Origin of the sequence: Clostridium guangxiense (assembly GCF_021043395.1) — a bacterium.
Lineage (GTDB): Bacteria > Bacillota > Clostridia > Clostridiales > Clostridiaceae > Clostridium_S > Clostridium_S guangxiense.
The window spans coordinates 25301-43032 of record NZ_JAJNKE010000012.1 but is presented as its reverse complement, the minus strand read 5'-3'; the positions used below and the strand labels follow the sequence as shown (position 1 = coordinate 43032).

The following is a 17732-nucleotide window of genomic DNA, read 5'->3' as shown; positions in this document are numbered from 1 at the left end:
AATTAGATAAATTATGTATCAATGCTTGAATATTCATTACTACATTTATTTGGCTATGGCAGAAGCATATCTCGCTGAAAAGTTCAATACACCAAATTATAGTATAGTTGATCATTATACTTATGCTATAGCTGGGGACGGCTGTCTTATGGAAGGAATTTCAGGAGAAGCATCATCGCTTGCAGGAACATTAGGACTTGGAAAATTAATTGTATTATATGATTGAAACAATATTTCAATTGAAGGAAGCACAGATATAGCGTTTAGAGAAGATGTAGCTAAAAGATATGAAGCTTATGGGTGGCAAGTGTTAAAAATCGCTGATGGAAATGATATAAATTCGGCTGAAAGCGCTATAGAAGAAGCTAAAGAAGAAACATCAAAGCCATCTATTATAATAGTTAAAAATCAAATTGGTTTTGGGTGTCCTGCAAAGCAAGGAAAAGCATCAGCTCATGGTGAGCCGCTGGGAGCTGAAAATATAAAAGCAATGAAGGAAAACCTAGGTTGGAAGATAGAACCTGAATTTTATGTACCAGATGAAGTATATTCCAATATGAATAAATATATAGAAAAAGGCATTTCTAAGGAAGAAACCTGGAAGAACTTATTTAAAAAATACGAAAAAGCTTATCCAGAACTAGCTAAAGAATATACTAAGTGGATGAGTGGCGAAATTGATAAAGATGCATTTCTTATGAAACTTCCAGTAACTTATGTATTAACACATGATAGTATTGGAGTAGGAGAAGATGGACCAACTCATGAACCTATTGAACAATTGGCAGCACTTAGGAGTATGCCAAATATGACAGTATTTAGACCGGCGGATTCTAAAGAAACAGCAGCAGCTTGGTATTATGCTGTAACTAATGGAACTACACCAACATCATTAGTATTAACAAGGCAAAAGTTACCACTATATGGTGGATGCCCAAAGAGAGCATTAAAAGGAGGATACATTCTTAAAGATTCTAAGAAAGAAACTCCAGATGTACTATTAATGACATCTGGCTCAGAAGTTGAATTGATTTATAAAGCAGCAGATGAACTAGAAGCTAAAGGAATAGATGCAAGGGTAATAAGCATACCAAGCTTTGAAGTATTTGAAGCTCAAGATCAAGCTTATAAAGAATCAGTAATGCCAAATAAAGTTTGTGCAAGAGTTGCAGTTGAAGCATTAACATCTTTTGGATGGCATAAATATGTGGGGCTTGATGGAGAAATTATTTCACTAGATACTTTCGGAGCATCAGGTAAAGCAGAACAATTATTTAAGCAATTTGGATTTACTGTAGAAAATGTTGTTGATAAAGCTCTTAAGGTGGTAGGTAAGTAAATGATATAAAAGAAAGGAGATAGAAGATTAGTATGATTATTAAAACTGTAACTGATAAAGAATTTAAAAAATATGGACGAGTATTAAAAAACTATGATTGTAAAGAAATAATAGAAAAAATGAAAAATACACCACTTCCAAGTGATGTAATATATGAACCATCAATTAAAGAACTTGAAGAATTAAAAATTTATAAAGAGCTAGAAGATAGAGAATACGGTGGATTGCAAATACAAATAGGATACTGTAATGGAAATAACTATTTATTAAATGCAATTGAATATCACCGTTCATCTGAAATAAACATAGCAGTAACTGATTTTATATTACTTTTGGGTATGCAGCAGGATATTGAAGATGATTATTCATATGATACTTCTAAAATTGAGGCTTTTAAAGTTCCAGCAGGTACTATAATTGAGGTTTATGCAACTACCCTTCATTATGCACCTTGTAATGTAAATAAAGATGGATTTAAATGTGTTGTAGTTTTACCAAAGGGCACAAATTTACCTTTAGAAAATAAGCCTAAAAAGGTAGGAGAAGATACACTGCTTTTTGCTAAAAATAAATGGCTAATTGGTCATAAAGAAACAGATTTGGGTGATCAAGGAGCTTTCATAGGTTTATTAGGAAAGAATATTTCAATAAAATAATAATATGATATGGAGGAATTTAAAATGAATAATATACCAAAAGTAAAATTAGGAATTGTTGCCGTAAGTAGAGACTGTTTTCCGATGGAGTTATCATCAAATAGAAGAAAAGCAGTAGTAGAAGATTACAAAGAAGCTCATGGAGATATTTATGAATGTAAAATAGTCATAGAAAATGAAAATGATATGAGAAAAGCTTTAAAAGACGTTAAGGCAGCAGGAATAAATGCTTTAGTTGTATATTTAGGTAACTTTGGACCTGAAAGCCCAGAAACTTTAATTGCTAAAGAATTTGATGGACCAGTTATGTTTGCAGCTGCAGCCGAAGAAAGTGGAGATAATTTATCTGATGGACGTGGAGATGCATATTGTGGAATGCTAAATGCAAGCTATAATTTAGCACTTCGTAACATAAAAGCATATATCCCTGAATATCCAGTAGGAACGGCTCCAGAAGTTGCAGATATGATTTCTGATTTTGTGCCAGTTGCTACAGCATTACTTGGATTAAAGAATTTAAAAATCATTTCTTTTGGACCAAGACCTCAAGACTTCTTAGCTTGTAATGCACCTATAAAACAGTTATATAATTTAGGCGTTGAAATAGAAGAAAATTCAGAACTTGATTTATTTGCTTTCTTCAATGAACATGCAAATGATTCAAGAATTCCAACAGTAGTAGCTGATATGGAAAAGGAATTAGGAGAAGGCAACAAGATGCCTGGTATTTTACCAAAGCTTGCTCAATATGAACTTACATTATTAGATTGGGCAGAAGCACATAAAGGTTCAAGAGAATACGTTGTATTTGCAAATAAATGCTGGCCAGCTTTTCAAACACAATTTGGCTGTGTTCCTTGCTATGTAAATAGCCGTTTAACATCTAGGGGAATTCCAGTAGCTTGTGAAGTCGATATTTATGGTGCATTAAGTGAGTTTATTGGAACTTGCGTAAGTCAAGATGTTGTAACTTTACTTGATATAAACAATACAGTCCCAAAAGATATGTATGAATCAGAAATTAAGGGTAAATATGATTATACACTAAAGGATACATTTATGGGTTTCCACTGTGGTAATACAGCAGCTTGCAAGTTAACAAGTTGCACTATGAAAAATCAAAAGATTATGGCAAGAGCATTGGAGCCAGATCAAGAACCAAACATAACTAGAGGAACTTTGGAAGGAGATATTGTGCCTGGGGATATTACGTTCTTTAGACTACAAAGTAATGCAGCAGCAGAGCTAACAGCTTATGTAGCAGAAGGTGAAATTTTACCAGTTGCAACACGTTCTTTTGGAGCTATTGGAGTATTTGCAATTCCTGAGATGGGAAGATTTTATCGTCACGTACTAGTTCAAAATAACTTCCCACATCATGGAGCCGTTGCATTTGGACATTTTGGAAAAGCAGTTTTTGATTTATTTAGATATTTAGGGGTTAAAGAAGTAGGATTTAACCAGCCTAAAGGTATACTTTATAAAACAGAAAATCCTTTTTATAAATAGATACAGGATAAAGTTTAAATAGTATTTTTTTAGAGGGAATATTACACTTATATTAAGAGTTCTAAATTTTTTTATATAAAATTTAGAACTCTTAATTGTATTTGTTAGAATTAAAATCTTCTAATTTAGGCTGCTTTTCTTCAAGTCAATATTTAGAACCATCATTTAATTGTCCAATAAAATCTTTATTGAATAACTCTCTTCTTAGAAGACATCTATCATTAAAGATATGAACATTATCTAAGATTTCGTTAAATTCCTTTGTCAATTTTAAAAATCTCACCATTATCAAATTCTTTATCACAAATATTGCAAACATATTGGTTCTTATAACTGTATCATTTAATTTAAATAGAAGCTTAAAATTCATTGCATAACTTGTTTAATAAAAGCAAAAACTTATATTAAAGTTACTATGGTATAAAGATTATAAGGTGGTGATAAAAAGTCATGGAAATCAGGGAAGGTCTTATGATTCCACTTGGATATGGTAAATTTGTTAGATCAGATAAAATTATAACGTTGGAGCGTATTGAAGATGAAAGAGGTCCAGGAAGAAGAACGCTTGTATATGTTGAAGATATAAGATCGCCTATGGTAGCATCTAGAACTGAAAATTCCATTTTAGCAAATATGGTAGAAGTACCAAGAGATAAGTTAGAGGCTGCGGCGGCTTTGGAATTATTATACGATATTAGCGATGATATACAGCAAATTGGTCCAATGCTTAGAAAAAGTATCAAAAAAGAGGCTGGATTTGATTTAGAAAAGATTGAAAAGCGTATTAATGAAATTCTTCAGCATGAAATTGATTCTGGAGATCTTACTTAAAAAAGGATATGTTAAAAAATGTTTCTTGGTTTTAGGTTAGGCGAAGCAATAGTATTTAATGTTTCAAAATGCTGCTGCTTCGCCGTATTTATTTTAGCCGCCTATGAAGTCCCCACCATTTACATGTATTATTTCGCCTGTAACATATGAGCTTTCTGGTGAAGCGAGAAAAACATAAGCTGGAGCAAGTTCTACAGGTTGAGCTGGTCTGCCCATGGCAGAATTCGAACCGAATTTTCCGACTTCTTGTGGACTAAAAGAAGATGGAATAAGTGGAGTCCATACAGGACCGGGTGCAACAGCATTTACTCTTATTTGTCTAGTAAGTAGAGATTGCGAAAGTGAACGAGTAAAGGCAACAACGGCACCTTTTGTTGATGAGTAATCTATTAATCTTTCGTTACCCTTGTAGGCTGTAATGGAAGCAGTGTTTATTATGGAGGCTCCAGGCTTTAAGTGGGCAAGTGCTGCTCTTGTTATATAAAACATGCTGAATATATTTGTTCTAAAGGTTTTTTCAAGTTGTTCATTTGTTATATCTTCAATGCTATTTTGGGCAAATTGAACAGCAGCGTTGTTTACCACTATATCTATTTTCTTTAAGTCATTTATGGTAGTTTGAATTGCATTTTTACAAAAGTTGTCGTCAGTTATGTCACCTGGAATGAGAATGCATCTTCTTTTATGCTGTTCTATAATCTTCTTGGTTTCTTCTGCGTCTTCTTTTTCGTCATAATATACTATTGCTACATCTGCACCTTCCTTTGCAAAAGCTATAGAAGCAGCTTTTCCTATTCCGCTGTCTCCTCCTGTGATTAAAGCAACTTTATCTTTTAATTTACCAGAACCATTGCATGCTGGGTCTTCAAAAATTGGCTTTGGATTCATTTGAGCTTCTATTCCAGGTTGTTTATTTTGATGTTGTTCTGGAACTGATTTTGGAAAGTTTAAATAAAATTGACCGTTCATATTTCAGTACCTCCAATTGTATTAATTTATTTCAATTAATAATAGTATTGGCATACAGAAAAATATAATTCGCGGTTTTTTAGTTATAAATAATTTACTTAAATTAAAATCAACATTTATTATTAGCATATTAAATAATAAATGTTGATTTTTTAGTATAATGAAGTAGGGGGTGATATAGAAATGCTATTGGAAATAAAAAACTTGGTAAAGCGCTATGATGAGTTTTTAGCAGTTGATAATGTCAGCTTTAGCATAAAAGAAGGAGAAATACTTGGACTCCTCGGACCAAACGGAGCAGGAAAAACTACTATTATAAATTGTATAATTGGACTTAATAATATTGACTCAGGAAGCATCAAGGTGTTTGGAAAAGACTTAAAAAGCAATGAACTTAGTATAAAAAAGTCTATTGGACTGGTTACTCAAAAAATTTCTCTGTACTATGATTTAAATGCTTATGATAATGTAATGTATTTTGGTGGAATATATGGACTTAGAGGAAAGTATTTAAAAGAATGTGCAGAGGAAATATTAAATTTTGTTGGGCTTTGGGGGGATAGAAAAAAGTCACCAGAAGCTTTTTCAGGAGGAATGCTTAGAAGGCTTAATATAGCTTGTGGTATTGTACATAAACCAAAACTTATTATTATGGATGAGCCAACAGCAGGTATAGATCCGAAGTCTAGAAGTCATATTTTAGGCGGTATTGAAAAGCTCAATAAAGAAGGAGTCACGGTTATATATACTTCACACTACATGGAAGAGGTAGAGAGGCTGTGTAGCAATATAATAATACTTGATCAAGGAAGAATAATTGCAAAAGGGAATAAGGATGAGCTAAAGAGTATGGTGTCCACGGAGGAAAAAGTAAGGATAAAGACATCAAGCTTAAATTACACCATGATTGATAAAATAAAACAAATATATGGCGTAAAGGAATGTAACATAAATGAAGAGTACATTGATATAATTTCAAAAAAGGGAAGTAAGAATCTTGGAAAAATAATAGACATGCTTGTAGGTTCAGGTATTGAAATTATGGATATAGCTATAGATAAACCTAATATTGAAACTGTATTTTTAACCCTTACAGGAAGATCACTTAGAAATTAGAAAGGAAGCAAAAAAATGAGAATATTACATATAGCATATTATACCTTTAAAAGAAATTTTAAAGACTGTATTCCACAGATGATAGTGCTTCCTTTAGTACTTATATTAATTCTAGGTTATTCATTAAAATTATTATATAATCCTTCAGGATATGATGGAGTTTTAGCAGTGTATTCAAGAGATGCTAAGGATATTAAAGCTATAGAAAGTTTTGTTGAGAAAAACAAAAATATTAAAGATGAAATGAAAATTGTTAAAGTAGAGCAAAAAGAAAAGGCTATCGAGTTACTAAAAAAGAATCAATGTGATGGAGTTATTGATATTGAAAGTAAAAAAAGCATGAAAATATATATTAAAAGAGCTAATACTTTGGATACATCTCTAGTTAAGTCATTTGTAAAGGCATATAATTTCTCGGGAAATAAGATTATTAATGATAGGAATATAAAAAATATTGCTGTAAGTGCAGAGAGGAAAAGAAACTCTACGGATTATTATTCTATTACAATGCTTGTGATGATAATTCTATATGGAGCGGAGTATGGAGCAGATAATATAAGCGATGATAAGAAAATGATAGATAAAACCGTAAGTCTTCCAATGAGAGAAGAAGATATTATTGTTGGTAAAAATCTTGGAACTGTTACAATGATGTTTATTGTAGCGACTATTATAATTGTATTTTCTAAATTTATATACAAAGCCTATTGGGGGAATAACTATATTTCATTAATGCTTATGATTATTCTATTTTCACTTTTCTCTGTGAATTTAGGGTCAGCTATTTGTCTCATGTTTAAGGATAGAGGAACAGCCTCGTATATTATTGAAATATTGATAGTAATTTCTACCTTTGTTGGAGGAGGATATGTAAATACATTTCTTTTTAGTGATAAACTTAAAAGGATGAGCATTTTATCGCCTAGTTACGCAGAACAAAGTATTTTGTTTAAAATTATTTATAGATATAAAGAAAATGTGGGTATGTTTTATTTAGAAATTATAATTTTAACTTTATTGGTATTTGGAATTACAGTATTTTTGGGAAGAAGGCGAAAAAATGACTGTATTCATATTTAATATAAAAAGAGTATTTAATAGAAAGAGAGATATTTTAACAGTGTATATTATTCCTATTATAATTTCACTTATAGTAGGACAAATAAATTTTGAACTACCCAAGCTAAAGATAGCTGTGCTCAATTATGACAATACATATTTAGCTAATAAATTTATAAAAGATTTGAGTGATAGTTATGAAATTGAAAGTGTAGATAGAACTCAAATTAACGATAAAATTTCAAATCAGGAAATAGATTATGCAATTATTATAGATAAGGGATTTTCAAAATCAATAATAAATGGACAAATGCCAAATATGAAAGTTTTTTATAATAGTGAAAGTGATTTGCATAAGCTGGTAGATGCAAATATATCAGCATTTATCCAAAAGTCTAGTAGTATGGCTTTAAAATATAATAAGAATTCTAAAATGTTTTATGATAAATTAGATTTATTTATATCAGAAAATAAAGTTAAATATTTTGAAGTTGAATCAAGCTCAAAACAATATATAATGTTAACACTTAACTTTTTAGTAATGCTTATGCTATATTGTGCAATTAATATGACAGCTAAAGTTATAAATAATAAAAAGGAAATGATTAGAACCTTTGCAGCACCAATAACTATAAAAAGTTATATGCTTCAAACAATACTTACATTATTTTTATTAGAACTGGTGCAAGTAATTATAATTTTTATAGTATTAATTATTCAGTATAAGCTGGTTATAATAAGCTATCTTTGGAAGCTTCTTTTGTTATACAGTGTTTATTCAACTACAGCTATTTCATTAGCTCTATTTATGAATTATATAACTAAAAAGTATGTAAAAAGAGATTTTATCTCTCATATACTTGTAGTGCCAATATGCATGCTTGGTGGATGCTTTTGGAATATAAATATGGTTCCAAAAGGCTTTCAATTTATTGCTCAATTTGTTCCTACAACGTGGATTGTAAATGGAACTTATGGGGTGCTCAAAGATAAAAGCTATACGGTTTGGGGAACTGATTTAGGCATACTTTTATTGTTTTCCGTGGTATTTTTAATGCTTGGGGTATTTACTAAAAAAGACATAGTAAATTAATGAAGGAGATATTATGAATAAAGTAGTTTCTTATATTATAAAAATAGTATTTTTCGTCTATGTCATAATTCAATTAAGTATTAATAATGTTCAAGATTATACTATTGTAGTACTAATTTTAATCGGTGCGGCGGTTTGCACTCTGAGGGAAAGATTCTATATTTCTAAGTACATGAGCATACTTGAATTCATAGTTATTTCCTTAGAAGTGTGTATAAATACTAAATTTATATTTTTATATACTGTAGTATTATTTGATTTTATATACGATAAAATTTATCTTGGAATTGTTTTGATATTTGCAGGAACAATATACTTTTTAGGATACCAAAATGTCAATATATTTGTGTTTTATATTTTAATAGGAATATTAGCTTATGTATCTAAAAGTATGAAAGTTAACAAAGAAAATTATAAAAAAATTCTCGATAGTGAAAGACGCCTTAGATATGAACTTGAAGGGACAAAAATTAAACTTTTGAACTCGGCTAAAGAAACTGCTCGTATAGCTGAGGTTAATGAAAGAAATAGGATTGCAAGGAACATACATGATAATATAGGACACAGCATTGCAGGAATATATATGCAGCTTCAGGTGGTAGATAAACTCTATGATAAGGATGCAAGCAAAGCTAAAGAAATATTAAAAAAAAGCATAGAAGGACTTTCTAATTCATTAAATGTACTTAGAGATACTGTACATAATATAAAACCAAAAGAGGAGCTTGGAATACAATATATAGTAAATATAATTGATGAGTTTAAGTTTTGTAATGTTGAATTTAATTATAGTGGAAATCTTAATTTGCTTTTGCCAGAGCATATGGAACTTATAGCAGTAAATATCAAAGAAGCCTTAACAAATGCTTCAAAATATTCCAATGCAACAAAAATTAAAATTTCAATAGATATAACTGATAATTACACAAGGACATATATTAAAGACAATGGCGTTGGAATTAAGAACCTTAAAGAGGGATTTGGTATAAGCGGTATGAGAGAAAGAGTGCGAAACTTTGGGGGAAGTTTAAATATAAGCGCTGAAGATGGTTTCTTAATAGTTTTTATAATTCCACATGATGTTAGAGGGGGTAAAATTTTTGAAAATATTAGTAGTTGATGACGATGCATTAATACGGGAAAGTTTAAGTATATTGCTTGGGCTGGATGAAGGGATAGAAGTTGTTGGGGCAGCTTCAAATGGGCAGGAAGCTTTTGATAAGTGCAAAGAAGTTAATCCAGATATTGTGCTTATGGATGTAAGAATGCCAATTATGGATGGAGTTTTAGGTACGAAGCTTATAAAGTCAAGCTTTAAGGATATAAAGGTTGTTATATTAACAACTTTCAAGGATGATGAATATATAAAAGAAGCAATTAAAAATGGGGCAGAAGGATATATACTTAAAAATCAATCCTCTGACAGCATAGTTGACAGCCTTAAAACGGTTATAAAAGGAAACATGGTTTTTGAAAAGAACGTGGCTAGAACTTTATCCTCTTTAATCAAGGAGGACAATAAAAAAGGCATAGATAAATACAATTTAACTGATAGGGAAATGGACATATTAAAACTTATAGGAGAGGGTCTTTCAAATAAAGAAATAGCAGCGAAAATTCATCTGGGAGAAGGAACTATAAGAAATTATGTTACTAGTTTATTGGAGAAGTTAGAGCTTAGGGATAGAACTCAGCTTGCAATATTTTACCTAAAGAACTTTTAAAAAGAATTGTTATGATATTTTTATTTTAGCGAAGTAACAGAATGGAGAAAATATTAAATAAAATTTATTTAATATTCTATCATACTGTTGCTTCGCATCATTTTTTGTGACAAATGTCATGGTACAAAGTGTTAAAACTCACTATTTCATAACATCTAAAATTAGTATTATAAATGTATAAAGATAAATATGTAGTTGGAGGAAAAAAGTATGATATTAGAAATTAAAAATCTTAAAAAGAAATATAAAGATTTTGTAGCGGTGGATAATTTAAACTTGAAGATAGAAGAGGGAGAAGTTTATGGACTTTTAGGACCAAATGGTGCAGGAAAGTCCACGACAATAAATGCTATAACAGGATTAACTAAAATAGATGGTGGACAAATAACTATATTCGGCAAGGATTTTAAAACTAATGAAAATGAAATAAAGAGAAATATAGGGGTTGTTCCACAGGACATTGCAGTTTTTGAAGATCTTTCAGCTTATGAAAATATTGAGTTTTTCGGAAAATTAAGTGGACTTAGAGGATCACTTCTTAAGGAGAGAATTAAAGAAGCTCTTGATTTTACAGAGCTTTGGGACAGAAGAAAAGATAAGCCAGGGCAGTATTCAGGCGGTATGCAGAGAAGACTTAACATTGCTTGTGCTATAGTGCATCATCCAAAACTAATAATAATGGATGAACCAACGGTTGGAATAGACCCTCAATCAAGAAACCATATACTTGAATCGGTTAAAAAGCTCAACGAAATGGGGTCAACAATAATATATACCTCACATTATATGGAGGAGATAGAGACACTGTGCACTAAAATAACAATAATGGATCATGGAAAAGAAATAGCAACAGGAACAAATGAAGAATTAAAAGAGCTAATTTCACATGAAGAAAGAGTACAAATTGAAGTATCCAATACTAATGATGATTTATTGAAGGCGATTAAAGAGGTAAAAGGTGTTAAAAAATGTGAGCTTACAGGCAATATGTTAGAAGTTATTTCGGAGAAGAATAGTGAAAATATAAGTGGAATTACATCCAAGATAGCTGAGTTTAAAAGTAAGATAGTTTCAATAAATGTTGAAAAGCCTACACTTGAAGGTGTATTTTTAACTTTAACTGGAAGAAAGCTTAGAGATTAAGGAGGAAAAGTAATGAATGCAATTTATATAGCTTTAAATGTTATTAAAATAAACTTTAGAGATAAAAAAGTTCTTTTATCCATGATGCTTTTTCCAATGATTTTAATACTCATTTTGGGAAGTGCACTTAAAAGTTCCTTTTCGGTTAAAGACTTAGGTAAGACTACAGTATGTTATTTAAATAGTGACAACAAAGAGGCTTCTAAAAGTTTTGATGAATTTTTAAAAAACAAAGAAATAAAAAAGATATTAGAAGTGAAAAATGTAAAGACATACAGTGAAGGCAAAAAACTTGTAAATGATGATAAGGTTACAGCAATGATATATATTGATGATAGTTATACAGAGAATTATAAAAACAATAAAAAGAGCAAAATTAAAATTTATCAAAATGAAAAAAGCACTGTAAGAAATGGAATTGTAAAAAGTGTAATAGACAGCTATAATGATGCAGCCAACACTATTATGACCACAGCAAAGTTAACAAAAGGAAGAACAAGTTATGTAGAAAGCAATAATGTAAATGAAAATTATATAAGTGTAGAAGGAAAAAGTCCAAGGGCCATAGATTATTATTCAGTAACAATGCTTGTACTCATATTAATGTATGGAGCTAACTATGGAGCTACAGAAATTCAAAATCTATTCTATGATCATATTGGAAAAAGAATTAAAAGTACAGGCACAAAAACCTTTGAGCATTTAGTTGGAGTTGTTTTGGGGGTTGTTTTTACTTTACTAATTCAAGCCTTAGTTCTTGTACTATTCACAAAGTATGTCTACGGGGCAAATTGGGGAGATAATCCACTTATTATAATAGGGGTAATGGCAGCAATGTCAATATTCTCAACTGCTATGGGAATTTTGTTTATGGCCTTCACAGGAGATGATAAAAAAGCTACGGCACTTATAGGCGTTGTAACTCCTATACTTACAGTTATATCAGGTGGATATTTTAAAATACCAGGACTTTCAGATGGTGTAATTGCAAAATGTATTCCAAATGGGCTTGCACAATCGGCTTTATTTAATTCAGTTTATGGAGGTTCCACATCTGATGCGTGGCAATCAGTAGCAATAATTCTTATAATGGCAGCAGTGATTTTGGCTGCATCTTCATTCTTTGCAAGGAGGAAACTAGCATGACAATATTTTTTAATAATATAAAGAGAATATTTAGAAAAAAAGCTAATTTAGTAGTTATGTTTGTGCTGCCTATAGCCTTCATTGTAGGTATAGGAAGTCTTTTAAGTAGTTCATCAAGTTTTGGAATTACTATAGGTTTAGTTGACAATGATAACTCAAAGCTTACTTCAATTATAAAAAATAAACTTAAAGCTGATAAAGACGAAATTAAAATCATTTCGAAAAGCGAAATCAAAGATGATATTATAAATAAGAAAATTGATACCGCAATTGTTATTCCAAAGGATTTTGCAGAGAATGCAATGAATAATTCTAGTGATGCAAAGATTCAAATGTACGGAATAAGTAGAGTGACTAATGATTCTTATGTAAAATATTATATCAATAGTTTTACAAATGCTGCAAAAAATATAGGAAAGACAGTTAACGGTGACAGTGATAAATTTTATGCAGGAATTAAGGAATATCAAAAAGGAAATTTTTCATCAGAAGTTAAATATACGAGTGATCAAAAAAGTAAGGAGGAAACGTCCTCGACTTTAGTTGGGTTTTTGATAATGGGAGTTGTATATTTAAGTACTATGGTAACTACACTTATTCTTGAAGATAAAAAATATGGTGTTTATAAAAGAATGTTTGCTTCTGGAGTAAGATCTTTTAGGTATATGGGGCAGTGTATATTAAGTTTTATTACAGTAGCCTTTATACAAATAGCAGCAATATTATTAATAATGAAATATGCATTAAATATTTATTTAGGACCGTCAATGCTTAATTTATTTATTGTACTCTTCATATTTGGAATTTGCTGTGTGGCATTAGGTGTTGCAATTTCTAACAGATCAAAAAATTTAAAACAGGCAAATACATTAGTAATGCTTGTAAGTACTCCTATGTTAATGCTTGGTGGATGTTATTGGCCCAGAGAAATTACACCAACTATAGTTCAAAGAATAGGCGATTTTGTGCCAACAACCTGGGCGATGGAAGCTGCAGGCAAAATTATAAGTGGAAATTCAATTATGAATGTGGGCAAGGAAATGGGAATCATAGTTATATTTATAATTTTATTCTTCATTGTAGCAAGCGTAAAAAGAATAGAAACAAGCGTATAGAGAGTATATTAAATGTTGTACTAAGAAAATTAGTGCAGCATTTTTTTATTTTCATAAACTTAAAGTAAGTATACTTGCCATTAAGCAGCAATAAATTTAAATATGAGCTTAATTGGGGGGAAGAAAATGAGATTAGCGTTTAAGATTGCAATGAGATTTTTAAAATACAGTAAAGTTCAGACTATGTTAATTATTTTAGGAATTGCTATAGGTGTGTCTGTTCAAGTATTTATAGGCACATTAATTAGAGGGGTTCAAAATAATCTTGTAAATAAGACTATAGGAAGTTCTTCTCAAATAACAATAACTTCAAAAAATGATGATAAAGCAATAGCCTCGTGGGAGAATAAAGTTGCAAAAATTAAAGAAATTCATGATGAGGTTAAGAATGTTTCAGCTGTAATTGACTTTTCGGCCTTTGTTAAGATATATGGTAGGACTAAGACATATCCAATTTTATTAAGAGGTTTTAATTTTAAAAATGCAGATCTCATTTATAAGGTTAATGATAATTTAATTGATGGGAAGGAACCTGAGTTTGATAATGAGGTGCTTATGGGAACTGATTTACAGAAGGAAACAGACGCTAAACTGGGAGACTGCATTACTATATTTACACCTCAAGGTGTTAAAAAAGATGTTATAATAACAGGATTTTATGATTTGAAATCAGCGAGTATTAATAAGTCCTGGATATTAACAAATATGAAAACAGCCCAAAATGTTTTTAATTTTGGAGATAAAGCAACTTCAATTGAAATGCAGGTAAAGGATGCTTTTAAGGTTGATAATATTTTAATGGATGTAAAATACAAATTAAAAGATAATAGCCTTAAAATTACAAATTGGAAAGAAGCAAACTCATCCTTACTAAGTGCTCTTAGTGGACATAATGCTTCTAGTATAATGATTCAAGTATTTGTGCTGATATCAGTAATTTTAGGAATAACTAGTACACTTGCTATAACAGTAATTCAGAAATCAAAACAAATAGGAATACTTAAGGCAATGGGAATAAAGGATGGAACTTCAAGTTTTATATTCCTATTTGAAGGGATGCTGCTTGGAGTTATGGGAACTACAGTGGGTATTTTTCTTGGTTTGTGCTGGACGTACTTTTTTACAAAATTTGCGCTTAACCCTGATGGCACGCCTTTAATACCATTGTACATAAGCTACAAATTCATAGCATTTTCAGCTTTAGTTGACATAATATCAGGATCAATCGCAGCAATAGTACCAGCTAGAAATTCTTCAAAGTTAAATCCAATAGATATTATAAAGAATGGATAATTTACGTTTTAAATAAGTGTAAATAAGGTAACTTATTTAAAATAAAATTACAGAATTAAATAATATAAAAATAGCATAAAAAAAGAATTAAATGCAACTGAGTTTTAAATACTTGCAAAACTATGGGATTTAGTTAGAAAATATATTTGAATTTAAGACTAAATCCTATTTTTTTATACTCTTGATGAAATACATGAAAATAATTATGCATACATATAAACAATATGAAAGTCTAAAACTAAAATTATGCAAAAACAGATAAAATTTGTGTAAAAATGAAAGAAATTATTAGAAAAAGTGATTTATTTTCTTCGTAAAATTTGCAGAAATGACTAGAAATTATTCATTTTTTATTGTAATCTATTATATAAAATACTATTATAAATTTAGGGGAAAAAATATAATTATCATTTTTTAGGAGGAAGTTAAATGAATAAAGACATGACAGTTAAGAGTGAACAAAATATAGAAGGTGAAGCTTCTAAAGTTGTAACTACAGCAGAACTTGTAGTTGAATGCCTTGAAAACGAAGGTGTAAAGTACATATTTGGAATACCAGGAGAAGAAAATTTAGCGTTAGTAAACGCTCTTAAAAAATCTTCTATTAAGTTTATAACTACTCGTCATGAGCAGGGGGCTGCATTTATGGCTGACGTATATGGAAGACTTACAGGAAAGCCAGGAGTTTGCTTATCTACATTAGGACCAGGTGCAACAAATTTAATGACAGGTGTTGCTGATGCAAATCTTGATGGAGCGCCACTAGTAGCAATAACTGGACAAGTAGGAACAGATAGAATGCACATAGAATCACATCAAAACTTGGATTTGGTTGCAATGTTCGCTCCAGTTACAAAGTGGAACAAGCAAATTGTAAGACCAGATACAGCAGCAGAAATCGTTAGAAAAGCATTTAAAACAGCAACAACAGAAAAACCAGGAGCTTGCCATATAGATTTGCCTCAAAATATTGCAAGTATGCCAGCAGATGCTAAGCCATTAAGACATGTATCATGTGAAAAAAGTTTTGCGTCTTACAGCAGCATAGAAAAGGCCTCCGTGGCAATATCAAGAGCAAAAAATCCTTTAATACTTGCGGGAAATGGTGCAATACGTTCTAATGCAAGCAGAGCTGTGCTTGAGATGGCAGAAAGATTAAATATTCCAGTAGCAAATACTTTTATGGGAAAAGGAATAATACCATATACAAATCCATTATCAATATGGAGTATGGGTTTAGCTCAAAAGGATTATGTTAACCGTATATTTGAAAAGACCGATTTAGTAATAACTATAGGTTATGATATTATAGAATATTCACCTAAAAAGTGGAATGCAAAAGGTGATATAAAGATAATTCACATAAGCGAGGAGAAATCTGAAATTAATAGATGCTATATTCCAGAAGTTGAGGTTATAGGTGATATTTCAGATTCAGTATATGAAATAGTAAGGCGTTCAACTAGACTAGAAACTCCTAAGCAGGTATTAAAAGTTAGGGAAGATATGAAAAAGGATTATGAAGAATATGCTAATGATGATGCATTCCCAATGAAACCTCAAAAAATCTTATTTGATTTGAGAAAAGTAATGGGCGAGGATGATATTGTTATTTCAGATGTTGGTGCACATAAAATGTGGATAGCAAGACATTATCACTGCTTGAAGCCAAATACATGTATAATATCCAATGGTTTTGCATCTATGGGTATAGCAATACCAGGAGCTCTTGCTGCAAAGCTTATAAATCCTGATAAGAAGGTTATTGCAGTTACAGGAGATGGTGGATTTATGATGAACTCACAGGAACTTGAAACTGCAAGAAGAGTGGGAACTCCATTTGTAACTTTAATATTTAATGACAGCAGCTACGGGCTTATAAAGTGGAAGCAAGAAGAAAGATATGGAGAAAGCGCATGTGTAGATTTTACTAATCCTGACTTTAAGATGTTAGCAGAAAGTATGGGGCTTAAAGGATACAGAATTACTAAAGCTAAGGAATTACTTCCAACTTTAGAGGAAGCATTTAAGCAAGAGGTGCCAAGTGTTATTGATTGCTGCGTTGATTATAGTGAAAACTTAAAATTAACACATAAATTGGAGGGACTTAAGTAAAAATAATTATTTTTTTAAAATAAGTATTGATTTTTAACATAATAATGATAAAATCAAATTGTAATATAAATTTAATAAAAAAACTTGATGAACATTATTAAATTTATAAATACCCAGTTGAGGGCTATCCAAAAAGCACAGGCTAGTAATTTGTAAATTTTATTTGTAAACTTTATTTGTAAACTCATGGAAAATTTTAATTTGTAGTTTCTTTAACTACCTAAACCCCTAACATAATGTGGATAGCCCTTGTTTTTTATTATACACTAAAATTTTAAATTTGAAATAATAAATTGATTAATTAAAAAAAAACATGTATAATGTGTCTGTATACGTTTACTCAATAAGAACTATGTAATTTACAGAAAGTTAAAAGTTAGTTAATGGCATTGAAAAAAAGAAATTATATAATATTTATGAGGGCACAAAGAAATGCCATTTGGAAAACAAAGAATGTTTATTATTAAATGCTAATTTCAGGTGGTTTATTTCTGAAGTGAAAACACCGCCAAATTAAACTATTTATGTACCAAAATACCAATCTTCAAGGGATTATGGTGCACATATAGTTTGCAGTTGCGCTAGTTTCACTAAATAATAGTTAAGAATGAAAAGGGGCCAATA

General features: G+C 30.5%; 15 protein-coding genes and 1 pseudogene. 14 read left to right on the top strand and 2 right to left on the bottom strand.

What is annotated here, in order from left to right:
• Positions 1 to 49 precede the first annotated feature (49 nt).
• The 3 genes and pseudogenes from LQK79_RS09200 to LQK79_RS09190 all read left to right on the top strand — a co-directional run.
• Positions 50 to 1339, top strand: a pseudogene (locus LQK79_RS09200) (transketolase-like TK C-terminal-containing protein); the annotation flags it as partial.
• Between the two features lie 32 nt (positions 1340 to 1371).
• A complete protein-coding gene (locus tag LQK79_RS09195; RefSeq protein ID WP_231016306.1) occupies positions 1372 to 1995 on the top strand; it encodes a DUF4867 family protein in 624 nt (207 codons plus the stop codon).
• Positions 1996 to 2019: 24 nt separating this feature from the next.
• Entirely contained in the window at positions 2020 to 3504 is a 1485-nt protein-coding gene (locus LQK79_RS09190; protein WP_231016305.1) for an L-fucose/L-arabinose isomerase family protein, read from the top strand.
• 145 nt (positions 3505 to 3649) lie between these two features.
• On the opposite strand, the gene LQK79_RS09185 is transcribed toward LQK79_RS09190, so the two are convergent.
• Positions 3650 to 3874 (bottom strand): DUF2087 domain-containing protein, encoded by a 225-nt coding sequence (locus tag LQK79_RS09185; RefSeq protein WP_231016304.1) that lies wholly within the window; start codon positions 3872 to 3874, stop codon positions 3650 to 3652.
• Positions 3875 to 3954: 80 nt separating this feature from the next.
• Here LQK79_RS09185 and LQK79_RS09180 point away from each other — a divergent pair, with 80 nt between their 5' ends.
• On the top strand, positions 3955 to 4335 hold the full coding sequence (locus tag LQK79_RS09180; protein WP_231016303.1) for a hypothetical protein: 381 nt from the start codon (positions 3955 to 3957) through the stop codon (positions 4333 to 4335).
• Positions 4336 to 4428: 93 nt separating this feature from the next.
• Here the strand turns inward: LQK79_RS09180 and LQK79_RS09175 are convergent, their stop codons facing one another.
• Entirely contained in the window at positions 4429 to 5304 is an 876-nt protein-coding gene (locus tag LQK79_RS09175; protein ID WP_231016302.1) for an SDR family oxidoreductase, read from the bottom strand.
• A gap of 183 nt (positions 5305 to 5487) precedes the next feature.
• On the opposite strand from LQK79_RS09175, the gene LQK79_RS09170 reads away from it, so the two are divergent.
• From LQK79_RS09170 to LQK79_RS09125, 10 genes are all read left to right on the top strand, one after another.
• On the top strand, positions 5488 to 6420 hold the full coding sequence (locus LQK79_RS09170) for an ABC transporter ATP-binding protein (RefSeq protein WP_231016301.1): 933 nt from the start codon (positions 5488 to 5490) through the stop codon (positions 6418 to 6420).
• 15 nt (positions 6421 to 6435) lie between these two features.
• Positions 6436 to 7500 (top strand): ABC transporter permease, encoded by a 1065-nt coding sequence (locus LQK79_RS09165; protein ID WP_231016300.1) that lies wholly within the window; start codon positions 6436 to 6438, stop codon positions 7498 to 7500.
• Positions 7481 to 8572 carry an ABC transporter permease gene (locus LQK79_RS09160; RefSeq protein WP_231016299.1) on the top strand — a complete coding sequence of 364 codons (1092 nt, stop codon included), beginning with the start codon at positions 7481 to 7483 and terminating at the stop codon, positions 8570 to 8572. Before LQK79_RS09165 ends, LQK79_RS09160 begins: the two co-directional genes overlap by 20 nt.
• 13 nt (positions 8573 to 8585) lie before the next feature.
• Complete coding sequence (locus LQK79_RS09155; protein ID WP_231016298.1) at positions 8586 to 9692, top strand: sensor histidine kinase; 1107 nt, start codon at positions 8586 to 8588, stop codon at positions 9690 to 9692.
• Positions 9673 to 10296 (top strand): response regulator transcription factor, encoded by a 624-nt coding sequence (locus LQK79_RS09150; protein ID WP_231016297.1) that lies wholly within the window; start codon positions 9673 to 9675, stop codon positions 10294 to 10296. The genes LQK79_RS09155 and LQK79_RS09150 overlap by 20 nt, the downstream gene beginning before the upstream one ends.
• A 210-nt stretch (positions 10297 to 10506) precedes the next feature.
• The gene (locus LQK79_RS09145) at positions 10507 to 11439 is read left to right on the top strand and encodes an ABC transporter ATP-binding protein (protein WP_231016296.1); all 933 of its coding nucleotides are present in this window, start codon (positions 10507 to 10509) and stop codon (positions 11437 to 11439) included.
• Positions 11440 to 11451: 12 nt separating this feature from the next.
• Positions 11452 to 12585 carry an ABC transporter permease gene (locus tag LQK79_RS09140; protein ID WP_231016295.1) on the top strand — a complete coding sequence of 378 codons (1134 nt, stop codon included), beginning with the start codon at positions 11452 to 11454 and terminating at the stop codon, positions 12583 to 12585.
• Positions 12582 to 13700 carry an ABC transporter permease gene (locus LQK79_RS09135; RefSeq protein ID WP_231016294.1) on the top strand — a complete coding sequence of 373 codons (1119 nt, stop codon included), beginning with the start codon at positions 12582 to 12584 and terminating at the stop codon, positions 13698 to 13700. Before LQK79_RS09140 ends, LQK79_RS09135 begins: the two co-directional genes overlap by 4 nt.
• A gap of 126 nt (positions 13701 to 13826) precedes the next feature.
• Complete coding sequence (locus tag LQK79_RS09130; protein ID WP_231016293.1) at positions 13827 to 14993, top strand: ABC transporter permease; 1167 nt, start codon at positions 13827 to 13829, stop codon at positions 14991 to 14993.
• Positions 14994 to 15434: 441 nt separating this feature from the next.
• Positions 15435 to 17108, top strand: coding sequence for an acetolactate synthase large subunit (locus LQK79_RS09125; protein ID WP_231016349.1), 1674 nt, complete (start codon positions 15435 to 15437; stop codon positions 17106 to 17108).
• The last annotated feature ends 624 nt before the right edge of the window (positions 17109 to 17732 follow it).